Source organism: Variovorax sp. YR566 (assembly GCF_051992195.1).
GTDB lineage: Bacteria > Pseudomonadota > Gammaproteobacteria > Burkholderiales > Burkholderiaceae_C > Variovorax.
Genome location: NZ_CP197092.1, coordinates 2,220,619 through 2,242,844 on the forward strand (window position 1 = coordinate 2,220,619; position 22,226 = coordinate 2,242,844).

A 22,226-nucleotide genomic window follows, 5' to 3' on the forward strand; every position below is an offset into this window, starting at 1 on the left:
GGCGGCCTGACGGCCGCCTCGCCCCCAGAAAGCCCGCGCTTCTAACGAACGCGGGCTTTTTCATTTCGGGTTTCCGAGCAGTCAGGTGACATTGAATTTGATTGACATCTGAATCGATGAAAAGTAATGTAATAAGGCATTATTTCCCCGGGTCCGTCCTGCGGCCGCCGGTTCATCGACACCTGCTTTTCGACTTTCGACATGAAAATTGCGATTCTTGGGGGTGGCCACGGCGCCTATGCGGCCGCTGCGGACCTGTCTGAAACCGGCCATGAAGTGCGCCTGTGGCGCCGCGACGCCGCGGCGCTCGAGCCGCTGGCGCGTGCCGGCTCGATCACGCTGAAGGACGCCGACGGCGCACGCGAGGTGCCCATTGCGCTGGCCACCGCCGACATCGGCGCAGCCCTGAAGGGCGCCGAGCTGATCGTCATTCCCACCCCCGCGATCGCCCAGCACGACATCGCACTCGCGATGGCACCGCACCTGGTCGACGGGCAGGTCGTGTTCCTGCCGCCGGGCACCTTCGGCAGCTACGTGATGGCGAAGACGGTGAAAGAGGCCGGCAGCCGTGCCGACGTCGCCTGGGCCGAGACCGGCACCCTGCCTTACCTGGCGCGCAAGCACGGCGAGCGCGAAGTCAACCTCACCATCCGCGCCATCCGCCTGCCTACCGGCGTCTACCCGGCCCGCAAGGAGGCGCAAGCCATCGAGGTGATCCGCAAGGCTTATCCGTCCGTGCACGGCTGCGGCGATGCGCTCTCGGGTGCACTGATGAATGCAGGCCCAGTCATCCACCCGCCGTTGATGGTGATGAATGCCGCGCCGCTGCAGCACTTCGAGCGCTGGGACATCCACAACGAAGGCACGCAACGCGCCGTGCGCGACGTGACCGATCGGCTCGACCAGGAACGCATTGCCGTGCGAGAAGCCTTCGGGCAGGGCGCGCCGCACTATCCGCTGGCCGACCACTACAACAACGACCAGTGGATGTACGGCGACGCGCACAAGCAGCTCGTCAAATCGGGCGACTGGCGCGAGAACATCGACCTGCACACGCACCGCTACATCACGGAAGACACCGAGCTCGGCCTGGCCTTCCTGGCCTCGGCCGCGCGCCACGCGGGTGTGGATGCACCCATCGCCCACGGCCTGCTGGCCATCGTCGGCGGCTTTCTCGGGCGCGACCTGCGGCGCGGGCCGCGCACCTTCGAAAGCCTGGGCCTCGCCGACCTGAGCGCGGCGCAACTCAAGCAGAGGCTGCACGATGGCGAATGACGCCGCGCTCCCCCGGTTCGCGGCGGTCGGCGCGGGCCGCATGGGGCGCGGCATCGCCATCGCATTCGCCTATGCCGGCCACCGCATCTCGCTGATCGACCTGCGCTCGCGCAGCGACGAAGCCTGGCAGCGCCTGCGCGACGAAGCAAAGGCCGAGATCGAAGCCAGCCTCTCGGGTCTCGCGCAGCTCGGCGTGATCGACGCATCGCAGATCGAGCGCATCGCCGCGCGCGTGGACTTCGTCAACGCCGCGGCCGCCCCGCAGGCGCTGGCCGCAGCCGAACTCGTGTTCGAAGGCGTCCCCGAAACCATGGAAGCCAAGCGCGAGGCCTTCGAGCAGCTCAACCGCCATTGCCGCGACGACGCGATCCTCACCTCGACCACCAGCAGCATCCTCGTGACGCAGCTGGCGTCATTGGTGCGGCTGCCCGGGCGCTTCCTCAACATGCATTGGCTCAACCCGGCCTACGTGATCCCCGTGGTCGAGCTGAGCTGCCACCCCGGCACCGACGCCGCCGTGCTCGCCCGCACCAAGACGCTGATGGAAGAGATCGGCAAGCTGCCCGTGGTTTGCGGTGCCTCGCCAGGCTACATCGTGCCGCGCCTGCAGGCGCTGGTGATGAACGAAGCCGCGCGAATGATCGAAGAGGGTGCCGCCACCGCCGAAGAAATCGACAAGGCCACGCGCTACGGCCTGGGCCTGCGCTTCGCCGCGCTGGGCGTGGTCGAGTTCATCGACTTCGGCGGCTGCGACATCCTGCATCACGCGAGCCGCGAGATGTCGGCCTCGCTCGACGCCGGCCGCTACACCGCGCCTGCCATCGTCGGCCGCATGGTCGAGCAGGGCCGGCTGGGCCTCAAGAGCGGCAGCGGCTTCTATGACTACGAAGGCCGCGACATCGCGGCCTACCGGCGTGACGTGCTCTCGCGCACGCTCGGCGAACTGCGGCATGCGGGCCTTTGGCGCGCGCCTGCGGACGAGACCTTGCCATGAGCATCCGCCGCGCCTTTGCCGATCTGTCGGTGGGGCAGGTGCACTACGCGGCGTGCGGCGACCACCAGGCGCCGGCCGTGCTGTTGCTGCATCAGTCGCCGCGCAGCTGGGCCGAGTACCGCGCAGTGCTGCCGTTGATCGGCGCGCATCGTCGGGCCATTGCGATGGACACAGCCGGCTTCGGCGATTCGGCCGACGGCGGAGTGCCGGCGAGCATCGGGCAATGGGCACGCGTGGCCTGCGAACTGCTGGATGCGATGGGCATCGCGCAGGCCGACGTGGTGGGGCATCACACAGGCGGCGTTATCGCAGTCGAGCTCGCGGCAGCGTTTCCTGAGCGCGTTCGCAGCCTCGTGCTGTCTTCGACGCCGTACACCGACGAGCCCTTTCGCAAGGCACGGGCACAACGTCCACCCATCGACGAAGTCGCGCCGAGCGAAGACGGCTCTCACCTCGCAGCGCTGTGGCAAAAGCGCCAGGGTTTCTATCCGCTAGGACGTCCCGATCTGCTCGAAGCCTTCGTGCTCGATGCATTGAAGGTCAAGCGTGTCGAAGAGGGCCATCGCGCCGTCGCGTCGTATCGCATGGAAGAGCGCATCAGTCGCGTCACGCAGCCCACGCTGATCGTTCGCGCCACCGCCGACCCGTTCGCGGCGCCGCATGCCGAGGAGCTGCAGCACCACCTGCCGCAAGCGCGCATCGTCGACATTGAAGGCGGCATGGTGCCGCTGCCCGATCAGATGCCTGAAGCCTTCGCACGCACAGTGCTCGATTTTCTGGAGACGCTGCCGTGAAGGCAGTGCGCATTCACGGATTCGATGCGATCCCCGTGCTGGAGGAGATTGCCGACCCTGTCGCGCGGCCGGGCCGCACCCTGGTGCGCATGGAAGCCGCAACGGTCGGGCACATCGACCGCACAGTGTGGCGCGGGAGTTTCCTTCGCCATCCGCCGTTGCCCTACACGCCTGGCGTGGAGGCTGCAGGTGTAGTGATGGCAAGCGAACGGTATGCCGTCGGCCAGCGCGTGTGGCTGCGCGGCAGCGGACTCGGCACGCTCTTCGACGGCACCTGGTGCGAGCAGATCGATGCGCCCGACGAAGCGCTGGGCCTGTTGCCCGACGCTGTGCCGATGGCGCTGGGCGCTGCTTTCTTCTCGCCCACGACCTCGGCATGGGTGGCGCTGCACGAAGTCGCGAAGCTGCAGGCCGGTGAGCAGGTGTTGGTGACCGGCGCGAGCGGCGCCGTCGGCTCGCTCGTGATGCAACTCGCACGCGACGCAGGTTGCACGGTGACGGCAGTGGATCCGAACGCCGCGCCGCCACCCGCTGCCGGCGCCGATCTGCTGATTGACACGGTCGGCGGAGATGTGCTCGCCAAGGTGCTGCCTTCGGTGCGGCCAGGCGGCCGTGCCGTGCTGGTCGGCTATACCGCCGGCCCGACGCTGCAGCTCGACATCGCGCACTTCCTGCAACGCGACGTTGCGCTGTTGCCTCTCAACATGATTCGACGTGAAGCCGCCGGCCGTGCAGCGGCGCCCGAATTGCTCGCGAGGCTGGCCGATGGCCGCCTGCACCTCGACGTGCAGCCGTTCGCATTTGCCGATGCAGCCCACGCGCTTGAATGGATCGCACAGCGCGGCCACCGCGGCCGCGCCGTCCTCGTGCCCCGCCTCTGAGCGGAGAGGCGAGCGAGCAAGCAAGCTCAGTCTTCTTGCGGCTCCTCGACCGGCACATGTACGTGCAGGTCGATCATCTGCCTCAGCGTCTGCTTGAGCTCTTCGGCGCGTCGCAGCCCGAAGGGTTCGAGCACGCGCCGTTCGTGGTCGCGTGCCAGTTCCATCAGGTGCTCGACCGCCTTCAGCCCCTTGCGCGTGATGCGCACCAGCGTGATGCGGCGATCACTTTCGTGGGGCAGGCGCTCGACTTGTCCGCGCGATTCCATGCGGTCCAGCAGCCGCGTCACCGTGGGTTGCTTGGTCACTGTCACCTGCGCGAGCTGGCCGATGCTGATCGGCTCGCTGCCGGCGAGCGATGCCATCACGCGCCACTCCGATACGGAGAAGCCCTGCTGCCGCGCAACCTCGTGGAACTCCGAGGAGATCAGCTGGCTGGCCTGCGCCAGCAGTGCCGGCAGGTAGTCATCGACGAAGCGATGCGATTCGACGGGTTGTTCTTCAGCCATGAAGGCACCTCACAGTCGCCGCGGGCACGCTGTTTGCATGTCTAGGGTAATTCATGATTGTGGATACATTCATTTGTCAACATTATATGAACCGCGATGCAGCTCCCCAAGCTCATCGTCCCACGATAGACAACAAGGACCCAGATGGCCGAGCGTTCATTCGTTGAAGAAGTCAAGAAGCTGCGGCTTTCTGGTGGGGAAGTCTTCCGTGGGGAGGGCATTCTGGCGGTTACCAAGGCCTTGCTCGAATCGGGAGTTTCCTATGTGGCGGGCTACCAGGGTGCACCCATCTCGCACCTGATGGACGTGCTGGCCGACGCGCAGGACATCCTTGCCGAGCAGGGCATCCGCTTCGAGAACAGCGCGAGCGAGGCCACCGCCGCCGCCACGCTGGCCGCCTCCGTCAACTACCCGCTGCGCGGCGCCGTCACCTTCAAGGCGACCGTGGGCACCAACGTCGCGTCTGATGCGCTGGCCAACCTGGCATCCGGCGGCGTCACCGGCGGCGCGCTCATCATCGTCGGCGAAGACTACGGCGAAGGCTCGTCGATCATGCAGGAGCGCAGCCATGCCTTCGCCATGAAGTCGCAGATCTGGCTGCTCGATCCACGCCCCAACCTGCCGAGCATCGTCGATGCGGTGAAGCAGGGCTTCGATCTTTCAGAGGCCAGCAACACGCCGGTGATGCTGCAGCTGCGCATTCGCGCTTGCCACGTGCACGGCCACTTCATTGCAGGCGACAACCGCCGCCCGAAGTTCACGCTGAAAGACGCGCTCGAGAACCCGCAGCGCGATGTCAGCCGTATCGTGCTGCCGCCCGCGAGCTTCGTGCATGAACAAGAGAAGGTGAAAGACCGCTGGCCCGCTGCCGTGCGCTTCATCGAGGAGCGCAAGCTCAACGAGTTCTTCTCCGAAGACGCCGACGACATCGGCATCATCGTGCAGGGCGGCAGCTACAACACGCTGCTGCGCGCCCTCGAGCGCCTGGGCCTGGCCGACGTGTACGGCAACACGCAGGTGCCGCTCTATGTGATGAACGTGGCCTACCCCGTCATCGAGAGCGAGGTGATCCGCTTCTGCGAAGGCAAGCGCGCCGTGATGGTCGTGGAAGAGGGGCAGCCCAACTTCGTCGAGCAGAACCTGGCAACCATCCTGCGCCAGGCCGGCTCGACCACCGCGCTGCACGGCAAGGACGTACTGCCGGTGGCCGGCGAGTACACCGCCTCCGAACTGCTCAAAGGCGCGCGCAGCTTCTGCGAGCGCTACGAACGCCTGGCACCGCTGCCGGTGCCAGTGCCGGTGCGCAAGGTGATTCCGTTGAAGGAAGTGGCGGCCATCGGCGTCGATGCCGCACCCGAGCCCGCGCAGCCGTCGACAGCATTGGGCGAGGTAGTCCACGCCCGTCCGCCAGGCTTCTGCACCGGTTGCCCCGAGCGCCCCATCTTCAGCGCCATGAAGCTGGTCGAGCGCGAACTCGGAGCGCACCACGTGAGCGCCGACATCGGCTGCCACCTGTTCTCGATCCTGCCGCCCTTCAACATCGGCAACACCACCATGGGCTACGGCCTGGGCGGCGCAGGTGCCGCGGCGCTCAATGCACCCGCCGGCAAGCGCGCGATCTCGATGATGGGCGACGGTGGTTTCTGGCACAACGGCCTCACCAGCGGTGTAGCGAACGCGGTCTTCAACAAGAGCGACAACCTCACCATCGTCGTAGACAACAACTACACCTCGGCCACGGGCGGGCAGGACATCCTGTCGTCGCACGCCGTCAACAAGACGCGCAGCACCGGCCACGAAATCGAGCGCGCCGTGCGCGGCGTGGGCGTTGAGTGGGTCAAGACGCTACGCCGCACCTACGACGTGGCAGGCATGCGCGACGCGCTGAAAGACGCACTCACCACCACGAAGAAGGGCCCCAAGGTCCTGATCGCCCAGTCGGAGTGCATGCTCAACAAGCAGCGCCGCGAGAAGCCGCTGGTGCGCAAGGCCATCGCCGACGGCAAGCGCATGGTGCGCGAGAAGTTCGGCGTCGATTCAGACACATGCACCGGCGACCATTCCTGCATTCGCTTGTCGGGCTGCCCGTCGCTGTCGATCAAGCCCAACCCCGATCCGCTGCGCACCGACCCCGTCGCGACCGTGCTCGACAGCTGCGTGGGCTGCGGCGTGTGCGGCGAGGTCTCGCATGCAGCCGTGCTGTGCCCATCGTTCTACAAGGCCCAGATCGTGAGCAACCCCAGCCGCTGGGACGTGCTGCGCGAACGTGTGCGCGCCGCCGTCATCGGCTGGCTGCAACGCGGCGAGGCGCGCCGCCGTGAAGCCTATGCCTTCTGAAGCAATGACGAGAAACGCACAACCCATCAAGATCGCGATCCTGGCCATGGGCGGGGAGGGCGGCGGCGTGCTGGCCGACTGGATCGTCGACATGGGCGAGGCCAACGGCTACGTCGCCCAGACCACTTCGGTGCCGGGCGTGGCCCAGCGCACCGGCGCGACCATCTACTACGTCGAGCTGTACCCCACGGCGCAGGCCGAGGCCGATGGCGGCCTGCCGGTGCTCGCGCTGATGCCGCTGCCGGGCGACGTCGACGTGGTGCTGGCGTCGGAGCTCATGGAGGCAGGGCGTGCCGTACAGCGCGGCCTCGTCACGCGCGACCGCACCACGCTGATCGCATCCACGCACCGCGTCTTCTCCATCGCGGAGAAAAGCGCCTTGGGCGATGGCCGCGTCGACAGCGACCAGCTTCTCGCACACACCGCCAAGGCAGCCAAGCGCTTCATCCGCTTCGACATGGCACAGGCAGCCGAAGCTTCGGGCAGCGTGATCAGCGCCGTGCTGTTCGGCACGCTGGCAGGTTCGGGCGTGCTGCCATTCAGCCGCGCGCAGTTCGAGGCAACCATCGAGCGAGGCGGCGTGGGCGTGAAGCCCAGCCTCAAGGCCTTTGGCGCTGCATTCGCTCGCGTACAGGGCGGTGACGACGGCGAGCCTGCGAAAGAAGTGCCTATCGCCGCGCCGGCGCCGCAACCGCGCCACCCGGCCGTGCGGGCTTTGGTTGAGCGGGTGCAACACGACTTCCCGGTGCAAGCGCAAGACTTCCTGCTCGAAGGCGTGCGCCGTCTCATCGACTACCAGGACCCGGCCTACGCCAGCCTGTACCTCGACCGCATGGCTGCCATCGCCGCGCTGCCGGGCAACGACGACCATCGCCTGCTGCGCGAAACCGCGCGCCACCTCGCGCTCTGGATGTCCTACGAAGACACTGCCCGCGTCGCAGCCCTGAAGACCCGCTCCACCCGCTTCGAGCGCGTGCGCGGTGAGGCAAGCGTGCAGCCCGGCCAGGTGCTCGCCATCAACGAGTACATGCACCCGCGCCTGCAGGAAATCTGCGAGACGCTGCCTGGCGGCATCGGCCGCTGGCTCATGAACTCGACGATGCCCAAGAAGCTCGTCGAGCGCTTCACGCAGCACGGCCGCGTGATCCAGACCAGCTCACTGCGCGGCTACCTCATGCTGCGCATCGTGGCGGCATGCAAGCGCTGGCGCCTGTCGACGATGCGCTATGCCGAGGAAAACCGCCGTATCGAGGAATGGCTGCAGCGCATCGCCGCCACCGCGCAACGCAACCCCGAACTGGCCGTCGAGCTGGCCCAGTGCCAGCGCCTCGTCAAGGGCTACAGCGATACGCACGAACGCGGCATCCGCAACTACGACACCGTGATGCGTGCTGTCGAGCGCGCCGGCACAGCGCTGGCACCGGCCACGCTGCGCGAACTGCGCGATGCGGCCCTGGCCGACGAACACGGCCACAAGCTGCAGGCCGCACTGGCACAGCATGCACTGGCCTGAAGAGACAACGAAGATGACCGCACCCTCAGCCACCCTCTCACTGCGCGTCGTCGAGGCGCGGGCGTTGAATCCGCTGATCCGCATGCTGCGCCTGCGCGCCGAAGATGGCCGCGCGCTGCCCGGCTTTGCAGCCGGCGCCCACATCCGCGTGCAGGTGTCGCTGCCCGACGGCAAGACCGACTGGCGCCACTACTCGCTCATCAACTTCGACACGGCGCGCAATGCCACCAATGCGCCGGCTGAATACGTGATCGCAGTGCGCAAGGAGGCCGAAGGCCGGGGCGGCTCGCGCTTCATGCACGAGCAGCTGCAAGAGGGCGACACCCTCGCCATCGAGGCGCCCAAGAACGACTTCCCGCTGCACACCGGCCCCGGCGGCACCGTGTTGGTGGCCGGTGGTATCGGCGTGACGCCGCTCGCCACCATGGCCGCCCGCCGCCGCGCCGAAGGTGCAGCCGTGCGCATGCACTACGCCGGCCGCAGCCGCGACCTGATGGCCTTTTTGCCCGAGCTTCAAACCCTGCTCGGCGATGACCTGCGCGTGCACGCGGACGCCGAGGCTGGCACGCCGCTCGATATCGACGCGCTGCTCGACAGCGTTCCCACCGGCGACCGCCTCTATGTATGCGGCCCCAAGGTCATGCTCGACGCCGTGCTCGAACACACCCAGGCGCGCGGCTGGGAACACGACCGCGTGCACTTCGAACTCTTTACCGAGCCGGTCGCGGAAGAAGGCGATCAGCCCTTCGAGGTGGAGCTCGCCCAGTCGGGCCAGTGCTTCACTGTGCCGGCCGACCAGAGCATCCTCGACTGCCTGATCGAAAACGGCTGCGACCCGATGTTCGACTGCAAGCGCGGCGAATGCGGCGTATGCGCGGTGCCGGTGCTCGAAGGCGAGATCGACCACCGCGACTACGTGCTCACCGCCCGTGAGAAGGCGGAAGGCAACGTCATGCAGATCTGCATCTCGCGCGCCAAGGGTGCGCGCCTGGTGCTGGACATCTGATGAAGCAAGGAGCCATGAGAACCATGACCTCGTACCGAGACAACCCCGATGCCATCCGCGCGCTGGTGCAGCATGATCGCGTGCACCGCGACCTGTACACCAGCCAGGAGCTGTTCGAGCTGGAGCAGGAGCATTTCTTCGCCAACACCTGGAACTACGTCGGCCATGAAAGCCAACTGCCCAAGCCCGGCGACTGGATCAGCAACGAGATCGCGGGCCGCCCGCTGATCATCGTGCGCCACTCCGACGGCAGCGTGCGCGCCATGATGAACCGCTGCGCCCACAAGGGCTCGCGGCTCGTGAACGGGCCCTGCGGCAACACCGGCAAATTCTTCCGTTGCCCGTACCACGCCTGGACATTCAAGACCGACGGCGCGCCGCTGGCGATTCCGCTGAAGACGGGCTATGAGCACACGCAACTGCACGAGTGCGAGTCGGGCAAGGGCCTCACCACCGTGAAGCACGTGCGCAGCCACCGTGGCTTCATCTTCGTGAAGATCAACAACGCGGGCCCCGACTTCGACGAATACTTCGGCGACTCGCTGAGCTCCATCGACAACATGGCCGACCGCTCGCCCGAAGGCGAGCTCGAAATTGCGGGCGGGTGCCTGCGCTTCATGCACCAGTGCAACTGGAAGATGTTCGTCGAGAACCTCAACGACACCATGCACCCCATGGTGGCGCACGAATCTTCTGCGGGTACCGCCAAGCGCATGTGGGCCGACAAGCCCGAAGACCAGCCCAAGCCCATGGCGGTCGAGCAGTTCGCGCCCTTCATGTCCGACTACAAGTTCTTCGAGGACATGGGCATCCGCACCTACGACAACGGCCACAGCTTCACGGGCGTGCACTTCAGCATCCATAGCAAATACAAGGCGATCCCCGCGTACGACGACGCCATGAAGGCGCGCTACGGCGAGGAGAAGACGGCGCAGATCCTCGGCATGGCGCGGCACAACACCGTGTACTACCCGAACCTCACGATCAAGGGCGCGATCCAGGCGATCCGCGTGGTCAAGCCGATCTCGGCCGACAAGACGCTGATCGAGAGCTGGACCTTCCGCCTCAAGGGGGCGCCGCCCGAGCTGCTGCAGCGCACCACCATGTACAACCGGCTCATCAACTCGCCGTTCTCGGTGGTGGGGCATGACGACTTGCAGGCCTACCGAGGCATGCAGGCCGGCCTGCACGCGAGCGGCAACGAGTGGGTGAGCCTGCACCGCGACTACGACCCTTCGGAGCTGAAAGGCGGCGAGATCACCACGGGCGGCACCAACGAACTGCCGATGCGCAACCAGTACCGAAGCTGGGTGCAACGCATGACGGAGACCATGTAATGGCCGGCACCGAAGTCACCCGCCAGGACCTGATCGACTTCGTCGTGAACGAAGCACACCTGCTCGACACGCGGCGCTACGAAGAGTGGAACGCGCTCTTCACCGACGACGCCTTCTACTGGGTGCCGCTCGTGCCCGACCAGGAAGACGGCCTCAACCACACCTCGCACCTGTACGAAGACAAGCTGCTGCGCGACCTGCGCATCGAGCGCTTGAAGAGCCCGCGCGCTTTCTCGCAGCAGCCGCCGAGCCGCTGCCACCACCTGCTGCAAGTGCCGGTGGTCGAACAGTTCGATGCCGAGGCCAACCGCTACGTGGTGCGCACCGGGTTCCACTACACCGAATCGCAGGGTGACGAACTGCAGTTCTACGTCGGCACCTTCTTCCACCACCTCACGGTGCAGGATGGCGCGCTGCGCATGACGCTCAAGCGCGTCGACCTGCTCAACTGCGACGCGGCCCTGCCGGCCGTTCAGCTCTTCATCTGACAGGGACGAGATGTCACACGCCACCGTCCATCAAGTCTTTGCGGCCACCGCGGCGCGCACGCCGCAAGCCGAATTCCTGTTCACCGAATCGGTGACTGCGGCCGCCTATGGCATCGAAGCAGGCGCCATCCGGTGGGGCGAGGCTGCCGCACAGATCGAACGCCTGCGCGCGGCCTATGCGCAAGCCGGCTACGGGCACGGCCACCGCGTCGGCTTGTTGCTGGAGAGCCGGCCTGCCTTCATCTTCCACTGGCTCGCGCTGAATGCCTTGGGCGTGAGCGTGGTGCCGATCAACGCCGAGATGCGCTCGGCCGAGCTGGTCTACCTGATCGGCCACAGCGAGATCGGCCTGGCCGTGACGCTGCCGGCGCGCGCGGCCGACCTGCGTGCCGCGGCGGCGCAGGCGGGCGTGGCGTTCGAGACGATGGGGCCTGAAGACGCCGTGCCGCCAGCGAAGACCGCCGCACCGCGCGCCCATGAGCCCGTGGGCGCCGACACCGAATGCGGCCTGCTCTACACCTCGGGCACCACGGGCCGGCCCAAGGGCTGCATCCTGAGCAACGCCTACTTTCTGCGCGCGGGCGAGTGGTATGCGGCGCTCGATGGTGTGTGCGGCATCCGGCCTGACAAGGAACGCGTCATCACGCCACTGCCGCTGAACCACATGAACGCGATGGCCTTCTCCACCATGGTGGTGCTGGTTGCGGGCGGTTGCCTGGTGCAGCTTGATCGCTTCCATCCGAAGACCTGGCTGGCCAGTGCGAAGGAAAGCGGCGCGACCATCGTGCATTACCTCGGCGTGATGCCCGCCATGCTGCTGTCCGCACCTGCATCGGCGGCCGACCGCGATCACGCCATCCGCTGGGGCTTCGGCGCCGGTGTCGACCGCAAGAACCATGCGCCCTTCGAGGAGCGCTTCGGTTTCCCGTTGGTCGAGGCCTGGGCCATGACCGAGACCGGCGCGGCCGCCTGCATCATGGCCAACCGCGAGCCGCGCCTCGTGGGCACCAGCTGTTTCGGGCGGCAGGAAGACTTCGTCGAGATCCGCCTCATGGGTGAGGACGGCAGCGACGTCGGCGTCGATGCACCGGGCGAACTGCTGGTGCGTTCGGCCGGCAATGACCCGAAGCGCTATTTCTTCTCCGGCTACCTGAAGGACGAGGAAGCCACGCGCGAAGCCTGGGCCGATGGCTGGTTTCACACCGGCGACCTGGTGCGCCGCGACGCCGAAGGCAACTTCTTCTTCGTCGACCGCAAGAAGAACGTGATCCGCCGCAGCGGCGAGAACATCTCCGCCGTCGAGGTCGAGAGCGTGCTCAACCAGCACCCGGCGGTGAAGACTTCCGCCGTTGCCGCCACGCCCGATGCGGTGCGTGGTGACGAGGTGCTGGCCTGCATCGTGATGCGCGAAGACATCGACGCCTCGCAGCGCACGCAAGTCGCCGCCAGCATCGTCGAACACGCACTGGCCCAGCTGGCGTACTACAAGGCACCCGGCTACGTGGCCTTCGTCGATGCGCTGCCGCTCACGCCTTCGCAGAAGATCCAGCGCGGCCAGCTGCGCGAAATGGCGCAGTCGCTGCCGGGCCAGGGCCATTGCGTCGACACACGCGCCATGAAGAAGAGGCAGGCATGACGACGAAACGACGGCTCTCCTACGAAGGCGTCGCGGTCGCGGTGCCCGTGACCGTGCCCTACGTGCGCTACTCCACGCGCACCGCGCACTGGTTCGTCGGCCAGGCCATCGAGGCGCTGGTCGATGCCAGCGGCGTGGCCAAGGAGCAGATCGACGGCCTGTGCCTCAGCAGCTTCTCGCTCGCGCCCGACACGGCCGTGGGTGTCACGCAGCACCTGGGCCTGTCGCCTCGCTGGCTCGACCATGTGCCTACCGGCGGCGCATCTGGCGTGATGTGCCTGCGCCGCGCGGCGCGGGCCGTGCAGGCGGGCGATGCCGACATCGTGGCTTGCGTGGGTGCCGACACCAACCACGTCGACTCCTTTCGCCAGACGCTGGGCAGCTTCAGCAACTTCGCGCGCGATGCGAGCTACCCCTACGGCTCGGGCGGCCCGAACTCGATCTTCGCGTTCATCACCGCCAACTACATGCGCACCTACGGCGCGAAGCGCGAAGACTTCGGCCGCATCTGCGTCGACCAGCGCACCAACGCGCTCGGCAACCCGAACGCGATGTTCAAGAAGGGCCTGACGCTCGACGAGTACATGGCCGCGCGGCCCATCTCCGACCCGATCCACCTGTTCGACTGCGTGATGCCCTGTGCGGGCGCCGATGCCTTCCTCGTGATGAGCGAGGAGCGCGCGCGCGACCTGGGCCTGGCGCACGTCGTGATCCGCGGCGCCATCGAGCGCCACAACGCCTACGCCGAAGATCCCGTGATGGTGCAGGGCGGATGGCGCAAGGACCGCGACGACCTGTATGCGCAGGCCGGCATCCAGCCCACCGAACTCGACTTCGTGCAGACCTACGACGACTACCCCGTCATCGTGATGATGCAGTTCGAGGACCTGGGCTTCTGCGAGAAGGGCGAGGGCCCGGCCTTCGTGCAGTCGCACACCATGACCTTCGACGGCAGCTTTCCGAACAACACGAGCGGCGGGCAGCTCTCGGCAGGGCAGGCCGGCGCGGCGGGCGGATTCCTCGGCATGGTCGAGACGATCCGCCAGCTGACTGATCAAGCAGGCCCACGCACCGTGCCCGATGCACAGCTGGGCCTGGTCGCCGGCTTCGGCATGGTGACTTACGACCGCTGCCTGTGCACAGGCGCCGTCATCCTGGGGAGACCGGAATGATGTACCCCCACGTTTGCCGCTTCGCGGCTGCACTGCCCCCCGAGGGGGCCGCGCGCCTGCCTTGGGGCGGCCCGGCGGAGGCGCTATGACCATGCCGATGATGCGCCCCCCGCGCAAGAACCCGGTGCTGCGCACCCGGCAGATGAACCTGCCGCCCGGCGCGCGTGGCCGCGTGGCGCTCGGCCTTACGGCTGCTGCCGCCGAAGGCCGCTTCGAACTGCAGACCTGCGAGGACTGCGGCACGGTGCAGTACCCGCCGCGCGAGGTCTGCCACAAATGCCTCTCGGCTGCGCTGCGCTGGCGCCAGCAGAGCGGCGAGGGCGAGCTGCTCGGCAGCACCACGCTGCACCACAGCAACGACCTGTTCTTCCGCGAGCGGCTGCCCTGGCGGCTGGGCCTGGTGCATCTCGATGCCGGGCCAACGCTCATGGTCCACCTGCATGGCGAGGTCGGCGATGCGCCGCAACGCGTGCGTGTCGGCGCCCGGCTCGACCGCGCGGGCCAGGCCGTTCTCATTGGTTTTCCGAATGAAGGGAGTGCCCATATGGCCGACGACAAGATGCTTCGCGAAATGACCAGTGATCCGAAGTTCCGCAAGGCGCTGGTGACAGACGGCAAGACCGAGACCGGCCAGGCCATCGTGCGCGCGCTGGTGAAGGCTGGCGCCGACATCGTCTGGGTCGGCCATGCCGAGCCCTGGAAGAAGATGGGCGACGGGCTCGACGACATCTCGGCGCTGCCGCAGGTCACGCTGGTGCCGCTCGATCTGACCAACGGCCGCCAGGTGACCGAGCTTGCGGGCTCCATCGGCGGCAAGGTCGACATCGTGATCAACAACGCCGAGGTGCACCGCACCTTCGGCATCGGAGCGCGGCGCGGCACCGACGTGGCCAAGGCCGAGATGGACATCAACTACTTCGGCCTGCTTCGTCTGGCGCAGGAGTTCGGCCCCGCGCTGAAGGGCCGCTCGGCCGACGGCGTAACCGGCGCGACAGCCTGGGTCAACCTGCTGTCGATCTACGCGCTCAGCAACTTCCCGCCGCACGGCACCTTCAGCGCGTCGAAAGCCGCAGCGCACTCGCTCGCGCAGTGCCTGCGTGCCGAGATGCGGCCGGCCGGCATCCGCGTGATCAATGTGTTCCCGGGGCCCATCGACGACGAATGGAACCAGCACACGCCACCACCCAAGCTCGCACCCACAGCGCTGGCCAACGCCATCGTGAAGGCGCTGCGCGACGGCGTGGAAGACGTCTACCCCGGTGACGTGGCGCAGGAGTGGCTGGAGCGCTGGCGCGACAACCCCAAGGTGCTCGAGCGCGAGCTCGCGGCGGGCGGCTGAGACAGGAGCCATACGAATGACCACGACAACCGAACTGATGTCCGCCGCCGAAATCCTCGGCGGCCTGGTGACCGCAATGGCCAGTGGCCGCATCCGCGTGATCGACCTCACGCAGACGCTCACGCCCGAGTTCCCGCAGATCGCGCTGCCGCCCGAGATGGGCCAGTGCTGGCCCTTCCGCATCGAGGAAGTGTCGAAGTACGACGAGCGTGGCCCGGGCTGGTACTGGAACAACTTTTCCTGCGGCGAGCACACCGGCACGCACTTCGACGCGCCGATCCACTGGATCTCGGGCCGTGACCTGCCGAACAACTCGGTCGACACCATTCCCGTGCAGCACTTCGTGGCGCCGGCCTGCGTGATCGATTGTTCGGCCGATGTGCAGTCGAACGACGACTACCTGCTGAGCGTGGCCGACATCGAGCGCTACGAGGCGGCGCATGGCCGCATCCCGAAAGGCGCTTGGGTGCTGATGCGCACTGACTGGTCCAAGCGCAGCGACCCCGAGGCGTACCAGAACTTCGACGAAACCGGCCAGCACACGCCGGGCCCGAGCACCGAGGCCGTGCGCTTCCTGGTCGAGCAGCGCGACGTGCTGGGCTTCGGCTCCGAAGCCATCGGCACCGATGCGGGGCAGGGCTATCACCTGCGGCCACCGTACCCGTGCCACTACTACATGCACGGCGCGGGCCGCTACGGGCTGCAGTGCCTGAGCAACCTCGACCTGCTGCCACCGGCCGGCGCGGTGCTGATCTGCCCGCCGTTGAAGATCGAGAAGGGCAGCGGCAGCCCGCTGCGCGTGCTGGCCCTGGTGGGAGCCTCGGCATGAGCGCGGCGCCCAAGGTCGCGGCCGTCACCGGCGGCAGCGCCGGCATTGGCAAGGCGATCTGCGAGGACCTGCTCGCGCAGGGCTACGAGGTGGTGTCGCTCGCGCGCCGCAAGGCCGAAATCGACCATCCGAAGCTGCACAGCATCGAGGTCGACCTGAGCGACCGCGCCGCCACCGGCGAGGCGGTGCGCGAACTGGTCGAACGCTTCGCGCCGACCACCATCGTCCACAACGCAGGCGTCATCCGCGCCGCGCTGTTGCCCGAAGTGAAGCTCGACGACCTGGACGCACTGGTCGACCTGCACTTGGGCTGTGCGATACAGCTCGTGCAAGGTGCGTTGCCCGCGATGCGTGCGCAGCGCTTCGGCCGCGTGGTGCTGCTGTCGTCACGCGCCGCGCTGGGGCTGGCCACGCGCACCAGCTACTCGGCCACCAAGGCCGGCATGCTGGGCATGGCGCGCACCTGGGCGCTGGAGCTGGCGGCCGACGGCATCACGGTGAACGTGGTGGCGCCGGGGCCGATCCGCACCGACATGTTCTACGACGTGGTCGAAGCCGGCAGCGAGAAGGAACGCGCGCTCGCAGCCTCGGTGCCCGTCAAGCGCCTCGGTGAATCGGCCGATGTGGCACGCGCCGTGCGTTTCTTCGCCGATGCCGAGAACAGCTTCGTCACGGGCCAGGTGCTGTATGTGTGCGGCGGCACCAGCGTCGGAAGTCTCGCCCTCTGAGTTTTTTGCTTTCCTCACGTTCATCCAAAACCACCTCTGGAGCCTCGCCATGAAAGTCCTGAACCGAATTCGCACACTCGCGGCCATTGCCGCGGGCCTCGGCGCGCTGAGTGCCGCGGGCGCGTGGGCCGCCGATCTCAAGGTCGGCTTCATCACTTCGATGTCGGGGCCGGTGTCGTCGCTCGGCATTCCGTACGACAAGGGCATGAAGGCGGCAGTCGCCTACAAGTCGGAGGTCGCAGGCCGCAAGGTCCAGGTGATCCAGCTCGACGATGCGTCAGACCCGTCCACGGCGGCGCGCAATGCGCGCAAGCTGATCGAGGAAGACAAGGTCGACGTCATCATCGGCACGGCCGGAGCGCCGGGCTCGCTGGCCATTGCCGGCGTGGCGCGTGAAACCAAGACCCCGCTGATCTCCATCGCCAATGCCGACCTGGCAGGCGAAGAAGGTGCATGGATGGTGACGTTGCCGCAGCCCGCGCCGCTGATGATGGGCGCGATGGTCGAGAAGATGAAGCAGGCCGGCGTGAAGACGGTGGCCTACATCGGCTACTCCGACGCCTGGGGCGACCTGGTGTACGACGCGCTCATGAAGTCAGCGCCCACGGCGGGCATCAAGGTGGTGTCGAACGAGCGTTATGCGCGCAGCGATTCGTCGGTGGCCGGCCAGGTGCTGAAGATCGTGGCGCTGCGGCCCGACGCGGTGATCACCGGTGCGTCGGGCACGCCCGGTGCGTTGCCGTACCTCGCGCTCACCGAGCGCGGCTACAAGGGAAAGATCTACGGCATGCATTCGCTGATCAATCCCGACTTCATCCGCGTTGGTGGCCCGTCGGTCGAAGGCCTGCTGGCGCCCACGGGCCCGGTGGTGGTGGCCGAGCAGCTGCCCGACAGCAACCCGATGAAGAAGATCGCGATGGACTTCCGCGCCGCCTACCAGAAGGCCAACGGCGCAGCGCCCACCGACACCTTCTCGGCCTACAGCTTCGATGCGTGGCTGATCTATCTCGATGCTGCGCAACGCGCGTTGGCCAGCAAGGCTGAGCCTGGCACTCCGCAATTCCGGCTGGCGCTGCGTGATGCCATCGTGAGCACCAAGGAGCTGGTGGGCACGCATTCGGTCTACAACTTCAAGCCGACCGACCGCTATGGTTCGGATGACCGCTCGCGCGTTGTCGTGAAGCTCGAAAAGGGTCAATGGAAGCTGGTGCCCTGAGATGAAGAACAAGCTAACCCACATTCTTGGCGCAACAGCGCTTGCGCTGGCAGCTTCGCAGGCCATGGCGGCTGACCTGAAGATCGGCTTCATCAGCTCGCTCTCGGGCCCCGTGGCCGCGCTCGGGATTCCTTACGAAAAGGGCATCCGCGCCGCCATTGCCGAGCACCCGGAGATTGCCGGTCGCAAGGTACAGCTGATCGTGCTCGACGACGCTTCTGATCCCACCACAGCCGGGCGCAACGCACGCAAGCTGGTGACCGAGGACAAGGTCGACGTGCTCATCGGAACCTCCGGCGTGCCAGGCGCCATGGCCATCGCAGCGGTGGCCAAGGAACTGAACACGCCATTGATCTCGCCCACGCCGGTCACCATCGCCGGCCCCGAGGGCGCGTGGACGGTGACGGTGTCGCAGCCGTTCCCGCTCATGGTCGCTGGCGTGGTCGAGCGCATGAAGAAGTCGGGCGTGAAGACGGTGGCCTTCATCGGCTTCTCGGACGCACTGGGTGACCTGGCCTACGACTCGCTGGTGAAGAGCGCCGACGCCGCCGGCATCAAGGTGGTGGCGAACGAGCGCTATGCGCGCAGCGATTCGTCCGTGGCCGGGCAGGTTCTGAAGATTGTCGCGTCGCGGCCTGATGCGGTGTTCGCCGGCAACTCGGGCACGCCCGGCGCGCTGCCCTACATCGCGCTGGCCGAGCGTGGCTACAAGGGCAAGATCTACGGCACGCACGGCCTCATCAACGCCGACTTCGTGCGCGTGGGCGGCGCTTCCATCGAAGGCCTGCAGGTGCCGAGCGGACCGGTGCTGGTGGCCGACCAGTTGCCCGACAGCAACCCGATCAAGAAGGTGTCGATGGGCTTTCGCAACGCCTACCAGAAGGTCAATGGCGCGGTGCCGACGGATGCCTTCTCGTCGTACACCTACGACGCCTACCTGCTGCTGGCCGATGCGGCCTCGCGCACCAAGGGCGAGCCGGGCACGCCGCAGTACCGCACGGCGCTGCGCGACGCCATCGTGAGCACGAAGGATCTGGTGGGCACGCACGGCATCTACACCTTCAAGCCCGACGACCGCTATGGCTCCGACCAGCGCGGCGTGGTCATCGTGCAGATGACAAAGGGCCAGTGGAAGCTGGTTCCGTAGTCTTCGCCGAACCACCGAGCACATCGCCATGACCATCTATCGCAACCGCCCCGATCTCGTCGCGGCGCTGGTGCAGGACGACCGGGTGCACCGCGACCTGTACCTCAGCGAAGAGCTTTTCGCGCTGGAACAGGAGAACCTGTTCGCCAACACCTGGGTCTTCCTCGGCCACGCGAGCCAGGTGCCCGAGGCCGGCGACTTCGTCACGCAGGACATCGCGGGACGGCCGCTGCTGATGGTGCGCCAGCCCGATGGCGATGTGCACGTGCTCTACAACCGCTGCGCCCACAAGGGTACGCAGCTGGTGACGGACGAATGCGGCAACACCGGCCGGTTCTTCCGCTGCCCATACCACGCGTGGACCTACAAGCTCGACGGCACGCCCCTCGGGCTGCCGCTGAAGAACGGCTACGAGGGCACGCAGCTCAAGGCCTGCGAGTCGGGGCAGGGGCTGTCGGTGGTGAAGCACGTGAAGGTGTACCGCGACTTCGTGTTCGTGCGGTTGTCTGACACCGGGCCTTCGTTCGAGGACTACTTCGGCGAGGTGCTGGGCGCCATCGACAACATGGTCGACCGCTCGCCCGAAGGCAGGCTGACAGTGGGCGGAGGTGTGCTGCGCAACATCGTCCACTGCAACTGGAAGATGTACCTGGAGAACATCAACGACACGGTGCACCCGATGTCGACGCACGAGTCGGCCACCAAGGCGGCCGAGGCGCTGTGGGAAGGCCATGCGCCCACGGACCCCAAGCCGATGGCGATGGAGCAGATACTGCCCTTCGGCTCGGGCTACGAGTTCTTCGACAAGATGGGCGGCCGCGTGTTCGCCAACGGGCACAGCGTGCTGGGGGTGAACTTCAGCATCCACTCCAACTACGCGCAGTTGCCCGAGTACGAAGCCGCGATGCGCGCCGCGCACGGCGAGGCGCGGGCCACCGAGATATTGCAGCGCTCGCCGCAGAACTCGGTCTTCTATCCGAGCCTGTCGGTCAAGGGCTCGCCGCAGGCCATTCGCGTGATTCGCCCGCTGGCGGCCAACCGCACGCTGATCGAGGCCTGGAGCTTCTGTGCGGCGGGTGCGCCCGCGCTGCTGTTCGAACGCGCCATGAGCTACAACCGCCTCGTGTTCTCGCCGATGTCGGTGGTCGCGCACGACGACGTGCACCTGTTCGAGAGCATCCAGCAGGGCCTGAGCGCCGCCGGCAACGAGTGGGTGAGCCTGCACCGCAACTACGACCCGGCCGAGACGCAGCAAACCACGGTCACCACCAACGGCACCAACGAACTGCTGATGCGCAACCAGTTCCGCGCCTGGGCGAAGTCCATGGCGGCGGGCATGGAGGCTGCGACATGACGGACCCGCGCGATTTCGTCGCCCACGAGGCGGCGCTGCTCGACGAGCGGCGGCTCGATGACTGGTTGGCCCTGTTCGCCGAAGACGGCCACTACTGGGTGCCGCTGCTCGGTGCGGCGCAGGCCGACCCGTTCTCGCACAACTCGCTGGCCTATGAAGACCGGCTGCTGCTGCAGCTGCGCGTCGACCGCCTCAAGAACCCGCGCGCGCATTCGCAGCATCCTGCGAGCCATAGCCAGCATGTGCTGCAGCCTTCTCGCATCGAGCGCGAGGAGGGCGACGAGGCATGGCTGCGCACGCCGTTCCTCTACGTCGAGGCGCGCGGCGAAGACCAGATCCTGCTGAGCGGCACCGCCCGCCATCACCTTGTTCGCATCTCCACCGGCTGGCTGATCCGCGAGAAGCGCGTCGACCTGCTCAACGCCCCGCGCGCGTTGCCGGCCATCCAGTTGTTCATCTGAGTTACCCACCTGTCCATTCCAACAATCCTCACCGGAGCTACGACATGAAGAGCCTGATGCAGATCCTGACGCGCGGCACCCTCGCCGCGGCGCTGACCGCCTGTGGCATAGCGAGCGCGTTCGCGGCCGACCTCAAGGTCGGCCTCAGCGTGTCGCTGTCGGGGCCCAACTCCTCGCTGGGCGTGCCCTATGCCAAGGGCATGCAGGCCGCGCTGGCCTACAAGGGCGAGGTGAACGGCCGCAAGATCCAGCTCGTCGTGCTCGACGACGGCTCCGACCCGACCACGGCCGGGCGCAACGCGCGCAAGCTGATCGAGGAAGAGAAGGTCGACGTGCTCATGGGCACATCGGGCGTGCCGGCCGCCATTGCGATGGCGCAGGTGGGCAAGGAGGCGAAGACGCCGATGATCGGCCTCACGCCCATCCTGCTCGACCCCAACGAGAACCCTTGGGTGATGACGGTGGCGCAGCCGACGCAGTTGATGATCGATGCGGTCGTCGAGCGCATGAAGCGCAACAACGTGAAGACCGTGGGCTATATCGGCTTCTCCGACGCCTGGGGCGACCTGGTCTACGACGCGCTGATGAAGGCCGCGCCCGGCGCAGGCATCAAGGTGGTGAGCAACGAGCGCTATGCGCGTGCCGACGCCTCGGTGACGGGGCAGGTGCTGAAGATCGTGGCGCTGCGGCCCGACGCGGTGATGACCGGCGGCGCCGGCACGCCGGGGGCGCTGCCGTTCCTTGCGCTGCAGGAGCGCGGCTTCAAGGGCGGCGTGTACGGCCAGCACGGCCTGATCAACCCCGACTTCGTGCGCGTGGTCGGCGCGGCCGGCCAGAACGCGCTGATGCCCACCGGCCCGGTGATCGTGGCCGAGCAACTGCCGGACAGCTACCCGACCAAGAAGATCGCGACCGACTTTCGCGCCGTGTTCCAGAAGGTCAACAACGCACCGACCAGCGACGCCTTCTCGGCCTACTCGTTCGACGGCTGGCTGGTGTTCGTCGATGCCGCCTCGCGCGCCATGAAGAAGGCGGAACCGGGCACGCCCGAGTTTCGCGTGGCGCTGCGCGATGCCATCTTCAGCACGAAGGAAGTGGTGGGCACGCACGGCGTCTACACCTTCAAGCCCGGCAGTCTCTACGGCGTGGACGAACGCGCCCGCGTGATCGTCAAGCTCGACAACGGCCAATGGAAGCTCGCACCTTGAACCTC

The 22,226-nt window shown here is 67.0% G+C and carries 20 protein-coding genes; 19 read left to right on the plus strand and 1 reads right to left on the minus strand.

The window, feature by feature from the left end:
• The first annotated feature begins 201 nt into the window (after positions 1–201).
• The 4 genes from ACTG4X_RS10270 to ACTG4X_RS10285 are packed head-to-tail and all read left to right on the plus strand — an operon-like array spanning position 202 to position 3,944.
• Entirely contained in the window at positions 202–1,275 is a 1,074-nt protein-coding gene (locus tag ACTG4X_RS10270; protein ID WP_440533730.1) for an NAD/NADP octopine/nopaline dehydrogenase family protein, read from the plus strand.
• On the plus strand, positions 1,265–2,269 hold the full coding sequence (locus ACTG4X_RS10275) for a 3-hydroxybutyryl-CoA dehydrogenase (RefSeq protein ID WP_440533731.1): 1,005 nt from the start codon (positions 1,265–1,267) through the stop codon (positions 2,267–2,269). The genes ACTG4X_RS10270 and ACTG4X_RS10275 overlap by 11 nt, the downstream gene beginning before the upstream one ends.
• Positions 2,266–3,063: an alpha/beta fold hydrolase gene (locus tag ACTG4X_RS10280; protein ID WP_440533732.1), complete on the plus strand. Its 798-nt coding sequence runs from the start codon at positions 2,266–2,268 to the stop codon at positions 3,061–3,063. The genes ACTG4X_RS10275 and ACTG4X_RS10280 overlap by 4 nt, the downstream gene beginning before the upstream one ends.
• The gene (locus ACTG4X_RS10285; protein ID WP_440533733.1) at positions 3,060–3,944 is read left to right on the plus strand and encodes a quinone oxidoreductase family protein; all 885 of its coding nucleotides are present in this window, start codon (positions 3,060–3,062) and stop codon (positions 3,942–3,944) included. The genes ACTG4X_RS10280 and ACTG4X_RS10285 overlap by 4 nt, the downstream gene beginning before the upstream one ends.
• A gap of 26 nt (positions 3,945–3,970) precedes the next feature.
• On the opposite strand, the gene ACTG4X_RS10290 is transcribed toward ACTG4X_RS10285, so the two are convergent.
• Positions 3,971–4,450, minus strand: a complete 480-nt coding sequence (locus ACTG4X_RS10290) for a MarR family winged helix-turn-helix transcriptional regulator (RefSeq protein ID WP_093049726.1) — start codon at positions 4,448–4,450, stop codon at positions 3,971–3,973.
• A gap of 144 nt (positions 4,451–4,594) precedes the next feature.
• Here ACTG4X_RS10290 and ACTG4X_RS10295 point away from each other — a divergent pair, with 144 nt between their 5' ends.
• The 15 genes from ACTG4X_RS10295 (at position 4,595) to ACTG4X_RS10365 (ending at position 22,221) form a co-directional block, all read left to right on the plus strand.
• Positions 4,595–6,787 carry an indolepyruvate ferredoxin oxidoreductase subunit alpha gene (locus ACTG4X_RS10295; protein WP_097199749.1) on the plus strand — a complete coding sequence of 731 codons (2,193 nt, stop codon included), beginning with the start codon at positions 4,595–4,597 and terminating at the stop codon, positions 6,785–6,787.
• 4 nt (positions 6,788–6,791) lie between these two features.
• Positions 6,792–8,300: an indolepyruvate oxidoreductase subunit beta family protein gene (locus ACTG4X_RS10300; RefSeq protein ID WP_440533734.1), complete on the plus strand. Its 1,509-nt coding sequence runs from the start codon at positions 6,792–6,794 to the stop codon at positions 8,298–8,300.
• A gap of 13 nt (positions 8,301–8,313) precedes the next feature.
• Positions 8,314–9,306, plus strand: coding sequence for a PDR/VanB family oxidoreductase (locus tag ACTG4X_RS10305; RefSeq protein WP_440533735.1), 993 nt, complete (start codon positions 8,314–8,316; stop codon positions 9,304–9,306).
• Positions 9,307–9,329: 23 nt separating this feature from the next.
• A complete protein-coding gene (locus ACTG4X_RS10310) occupies positions 9,330–10,643 on the plus strand; it encodes an aromatic ring-hydroxylating dioxygenase subunit alpha (protein ID WP_440533736.1) in 1,314 nt (437 codons plus the stop codon).
• Positions 10,643–11,131: an aromatic-ring-hydroxylating dioxygenase subunit beta gene (locus ACTG4X_RS10315; protein ID WP_440533737.1), complete on the plus strand. Its 489-nt coding sequence runs from the start codon at positions 10,643–10,645 to the stop codon at positions 11,129–11,131. The genes ACTG4X_RS10310 and ACTG4X_RS10315 overlap by 1 nt, the downstream gene beginning before the upstream one ends.
• 10 nt (positions 11,132–11,141) lie before the next feature.
• Positions 11,142–12,767, plus strand: coding sequence for an AMP-binding protein (locus ACTG4X_RS10320; RefSeq protein WP_440533738.1), 1,626 nt, complete (start codon positions 11,142–11,144; stop codon positions 12,765–12,767).
• Positions 12,764–13,939 (plus strand): thiolase family protein, encoded by a 1,176-nt coding sequence (locus tag ACTG4X_RS10325; RefSeq protein WP_440533739.1) that lies wholly within the window; start codon positions 12,764–12,766, stop codon positions 13,937–13,939. The genes ACTG4X_RS10320 and ACTG4X_RS10325 overlap by 4 nt, the downstream gene beginning before the upstream one ends.
• Positions 13,940–14,024: 85 nt before the next feature.
• Positions 14,025–15,278 (plus strand): SDR family NAD(P)-dependent oxidoreductase, encoded by a 1,254-nt coding sequence (locus ACTG4X_RS10330; RefSeq protein ID WP_440533740.1) that lies wholly within the window; start codon positions 14,025–14,027, stop codon positions 15,276–15,278.
• Between the two features lie 16 nt (positions 15,279–15,294).
• Positions 15,295–16,107, plus strand: a complete 813-nt coding sequence (locus ACTG4X_RS10335; protein WP_093049750.1) for a cyclase family protein — start codon at positions 15,295–15,297, stop codon at positions 16,105–16,107.
• Positions 16,104–16,835 carry an SDR family oxidoreductase gene (locus tag ACTG4X_RS10340; RefSeq protein ID WP_093075480.1) on the plus strand — a complete coding sequence of 244 codons (732 nt, stop codon included), beginning with the start codon at positions 16,104–16,106 and terminating at the stop codon, positions 16,833–16,835. The genes ACTG4X_RS10335 and ACTG4X_RS10340 overlap by 4 nt, the downstream gene beginning before the upstream one ends.
• Positions 16,836–16,884: 49 nt before the next feature.
• The gene (locus tag ACTG4X_RS10345) at positions 16,885–18,051 is read left to right on the plus strand and encodes an ABC transporter substrate-binding protein (RefSeq protein ID WP_440533741.1); all 1,167 of its coding nucleotides are present in this window, start codon (positions 16,885–16,887) and stop codon (positions 18,049–18,051) included.
• A 1-nt stretch (position 18,052) separates the two neighbouring features.
• Positions 18,053–19,198, plus strand: a complete 1,146-nt coding sequence (locus ACTG4X_RS10350) for an ABC transporter substrate-binding protein (protein ID WP_440533742.1) — start codon at positions 18,053–18,055, stop codon at positions 19,196–19,198.
• Between the two features lie 28 nt (positions 19,199–19,226).
• Complete coding sequence (locus ACTG4X_RS10355; RefSeq protein WP_440533743.1) at positions 19,227–20,552, plus strand: aromatic ring-hydroxylating dioxygenase subunit alpha; 1,326 nt, start codon at positions 19,227–19,229, stop codon at positions 20,550–20,552.
• Positions 20,549–21,013 (plus strand): aromatic-ring-hydroxylating dioxygenase subunit beta, encoded by a 465-nt coding sequence (locus tag ACTG4X_RS10360; RefSeq protein WP_440533744.1) that lies wholly within the window; start codon positions 20,549–20,551, stop codon positions 21,011–21,013. The genes ACTG4X_RS10355 and ACTG4X_RS10360 overlap by 4 nt, the downstream gene beginning before the upstream one ends.
• Positions 21,014–21,057: 44 nt before the next feature.
• Complete coding sequence (locus ACTG4X_RS10365) at positions 21,058–22,221, plus strand: ABC transporter substrate-binding protein (RefSeq protein WP_093049770.1); 1,164 nt, start codon at positions 21,058–21,060, stop codon at positions 22,219–22,221.
• Positions 22,222–22,226 lie beyond the last annotated feature (5 nt).

What these genes read in the sequence shown, in the direction of transcription:
- ACTG4X_RS10270 (WP_440533730.1), top strand. Translation starts at nt 202, where the DNA reads ATGAAAATTGCGATTCTTGGGGGTGGCCACGGCGCCTATGCGGCCGCT.
- ACTG4X_RS10350 (WP_440533742.1), top strand. Translation starts at nt 18,053, where the DNA reads ATGAAGAACAAGCTAACCCACATTCTTGGCGCAACAGCGCTTGCGCTG.
- ACTG4X_RS10290 (WP_093049726.1), bottom strand. Translation starts at nt 4,450, where the DNA reads ATGGCTGAAGAACAACCCGTCGAATCGCATCGCTTCGTCGATGACTAC.
- ACTG4X_RS10300 (WP_440533734.1), top strand. Translation starts at nt 6,792, where the DNA reads ATGACGAGAAACGCACAACCCATCAAGATCGCGATCCTGGCCATGGGC.
- ACTG4X_RS10305 (WP_440533735.1), top strand. Translation starts at nt 8,314, where the DNA reads ATGACCGCACCCTCAGCCACCCTCTCACTGCGCGTCGTCGAGGCGCGG.
- ACTG4X_RS10295 (WP_097199749.1), top strand. Translation starts at nt 4,595, where the DNA reads ATGGCCGAGCGTTCATTCGTTGAAGAAGTCAAGAAGCTGCGGCTTTCT.
- ACTG4X_RS10330 (WP_440533740.1), top strand. Translation starts at nt 14,025, where the DNA reads ATGACCATGCCGATGATGCGCCCCCCGCGCAAGAACCCGGTGCTGCGC.
- ACTG4X_RS10275 (WP_440533731.1), top strand. Translation starts at nt 1,265, where the DNA reads ATGGCGAATGACGCCGCGCTCCCCCGGTTCGCGGCGGTCGGCGCGGGC.
- ACTG4X_RS10320 (WP_440533738.1), top strand. Translation starts at nt 11,142, where the DNA reads ATGTCACACGCCACCGTCCATCAAGTCTTTGCGGCCACCGCGGCGCGC.
- ACTG4X_RS10315 (WP_440533737.1), top strand. Translation starts at nt 10,643, where the DNA reads ATGGCCGGCACCGAAGTCACCCGCCAGGACCTGATCGACTTCGTCGTG.
- ACTG4X_RS10355 (WP_440533743.1), top strand. Translation starts at nt 19,227, where the DNA reads ATGACCATCTATCGCAACCGCCCCGATCTCGTCGCGGCGCTGGTGCAG.
- ACTG4X_RS10325 (WP_440533739.1), top strand. Translation starts at nt 12,764, where the DNA reads ATGACGACGAAACGACGGCTCTCCTACGAAGGCGTCGCGGTCGCGGTG.
- ACTG4X_RS10280 (WP_440533732.1), top strand. Translation starts at nt 2,266, where the DNA reads ATGAGCATCCGCCGCGCCTTTGCCGATCTGTCGGTGGGGCAGGTGCAC.
- ACTG4X_RS10345 (WP_440533741.1), top strand. Translation starts at nt 16,885, where the DNA reads ATGAAAGTCCTGAACCGAATTCGCACACTCGCGGCCATTGCCGCGGGC.
- ACTG4X_RS10365 (WP_093049770.1), top strand. Translation starts at nt 21,058, where the DNA reads ATGAAGAGCCTGATGCAGATCCTGACGCGCGGCACCCTCGCCGCGGCG.
- ACTG4X_RS10340 (WP_093075480.1), top strand. Translation starts at nt 16,104, where the DNA reads ATGAGCGCGGCGCCCAAGGTCGCGGCCGTCACCGGCGGCAGCGCCGGC.
- ACTG4X_RS10335 (WP_093049750.1), top strand. Translation starts at nt 15,295, where the DNA reads ATGACCACGACAACCGAACTGATGTCCGCCGCCGAAATCCTCGGCGGC.
- ACTG4X_RS10310 (WP_440533736.1), top strand. Translation starts at nt 9,330, where the DNA reads ATGACCTCGTACCGAGACAACCCCGATGCCATCCGCGCGCTGGTGCAG.
- ACTG4X_RS10360 (WP_440533744.1), top strand. Translation starts at nt 20,549, where the DNA reads ATGACGGACCCGCGCGATTTCGTCGCCCACGAGGCGGCGCTGCTCGAC.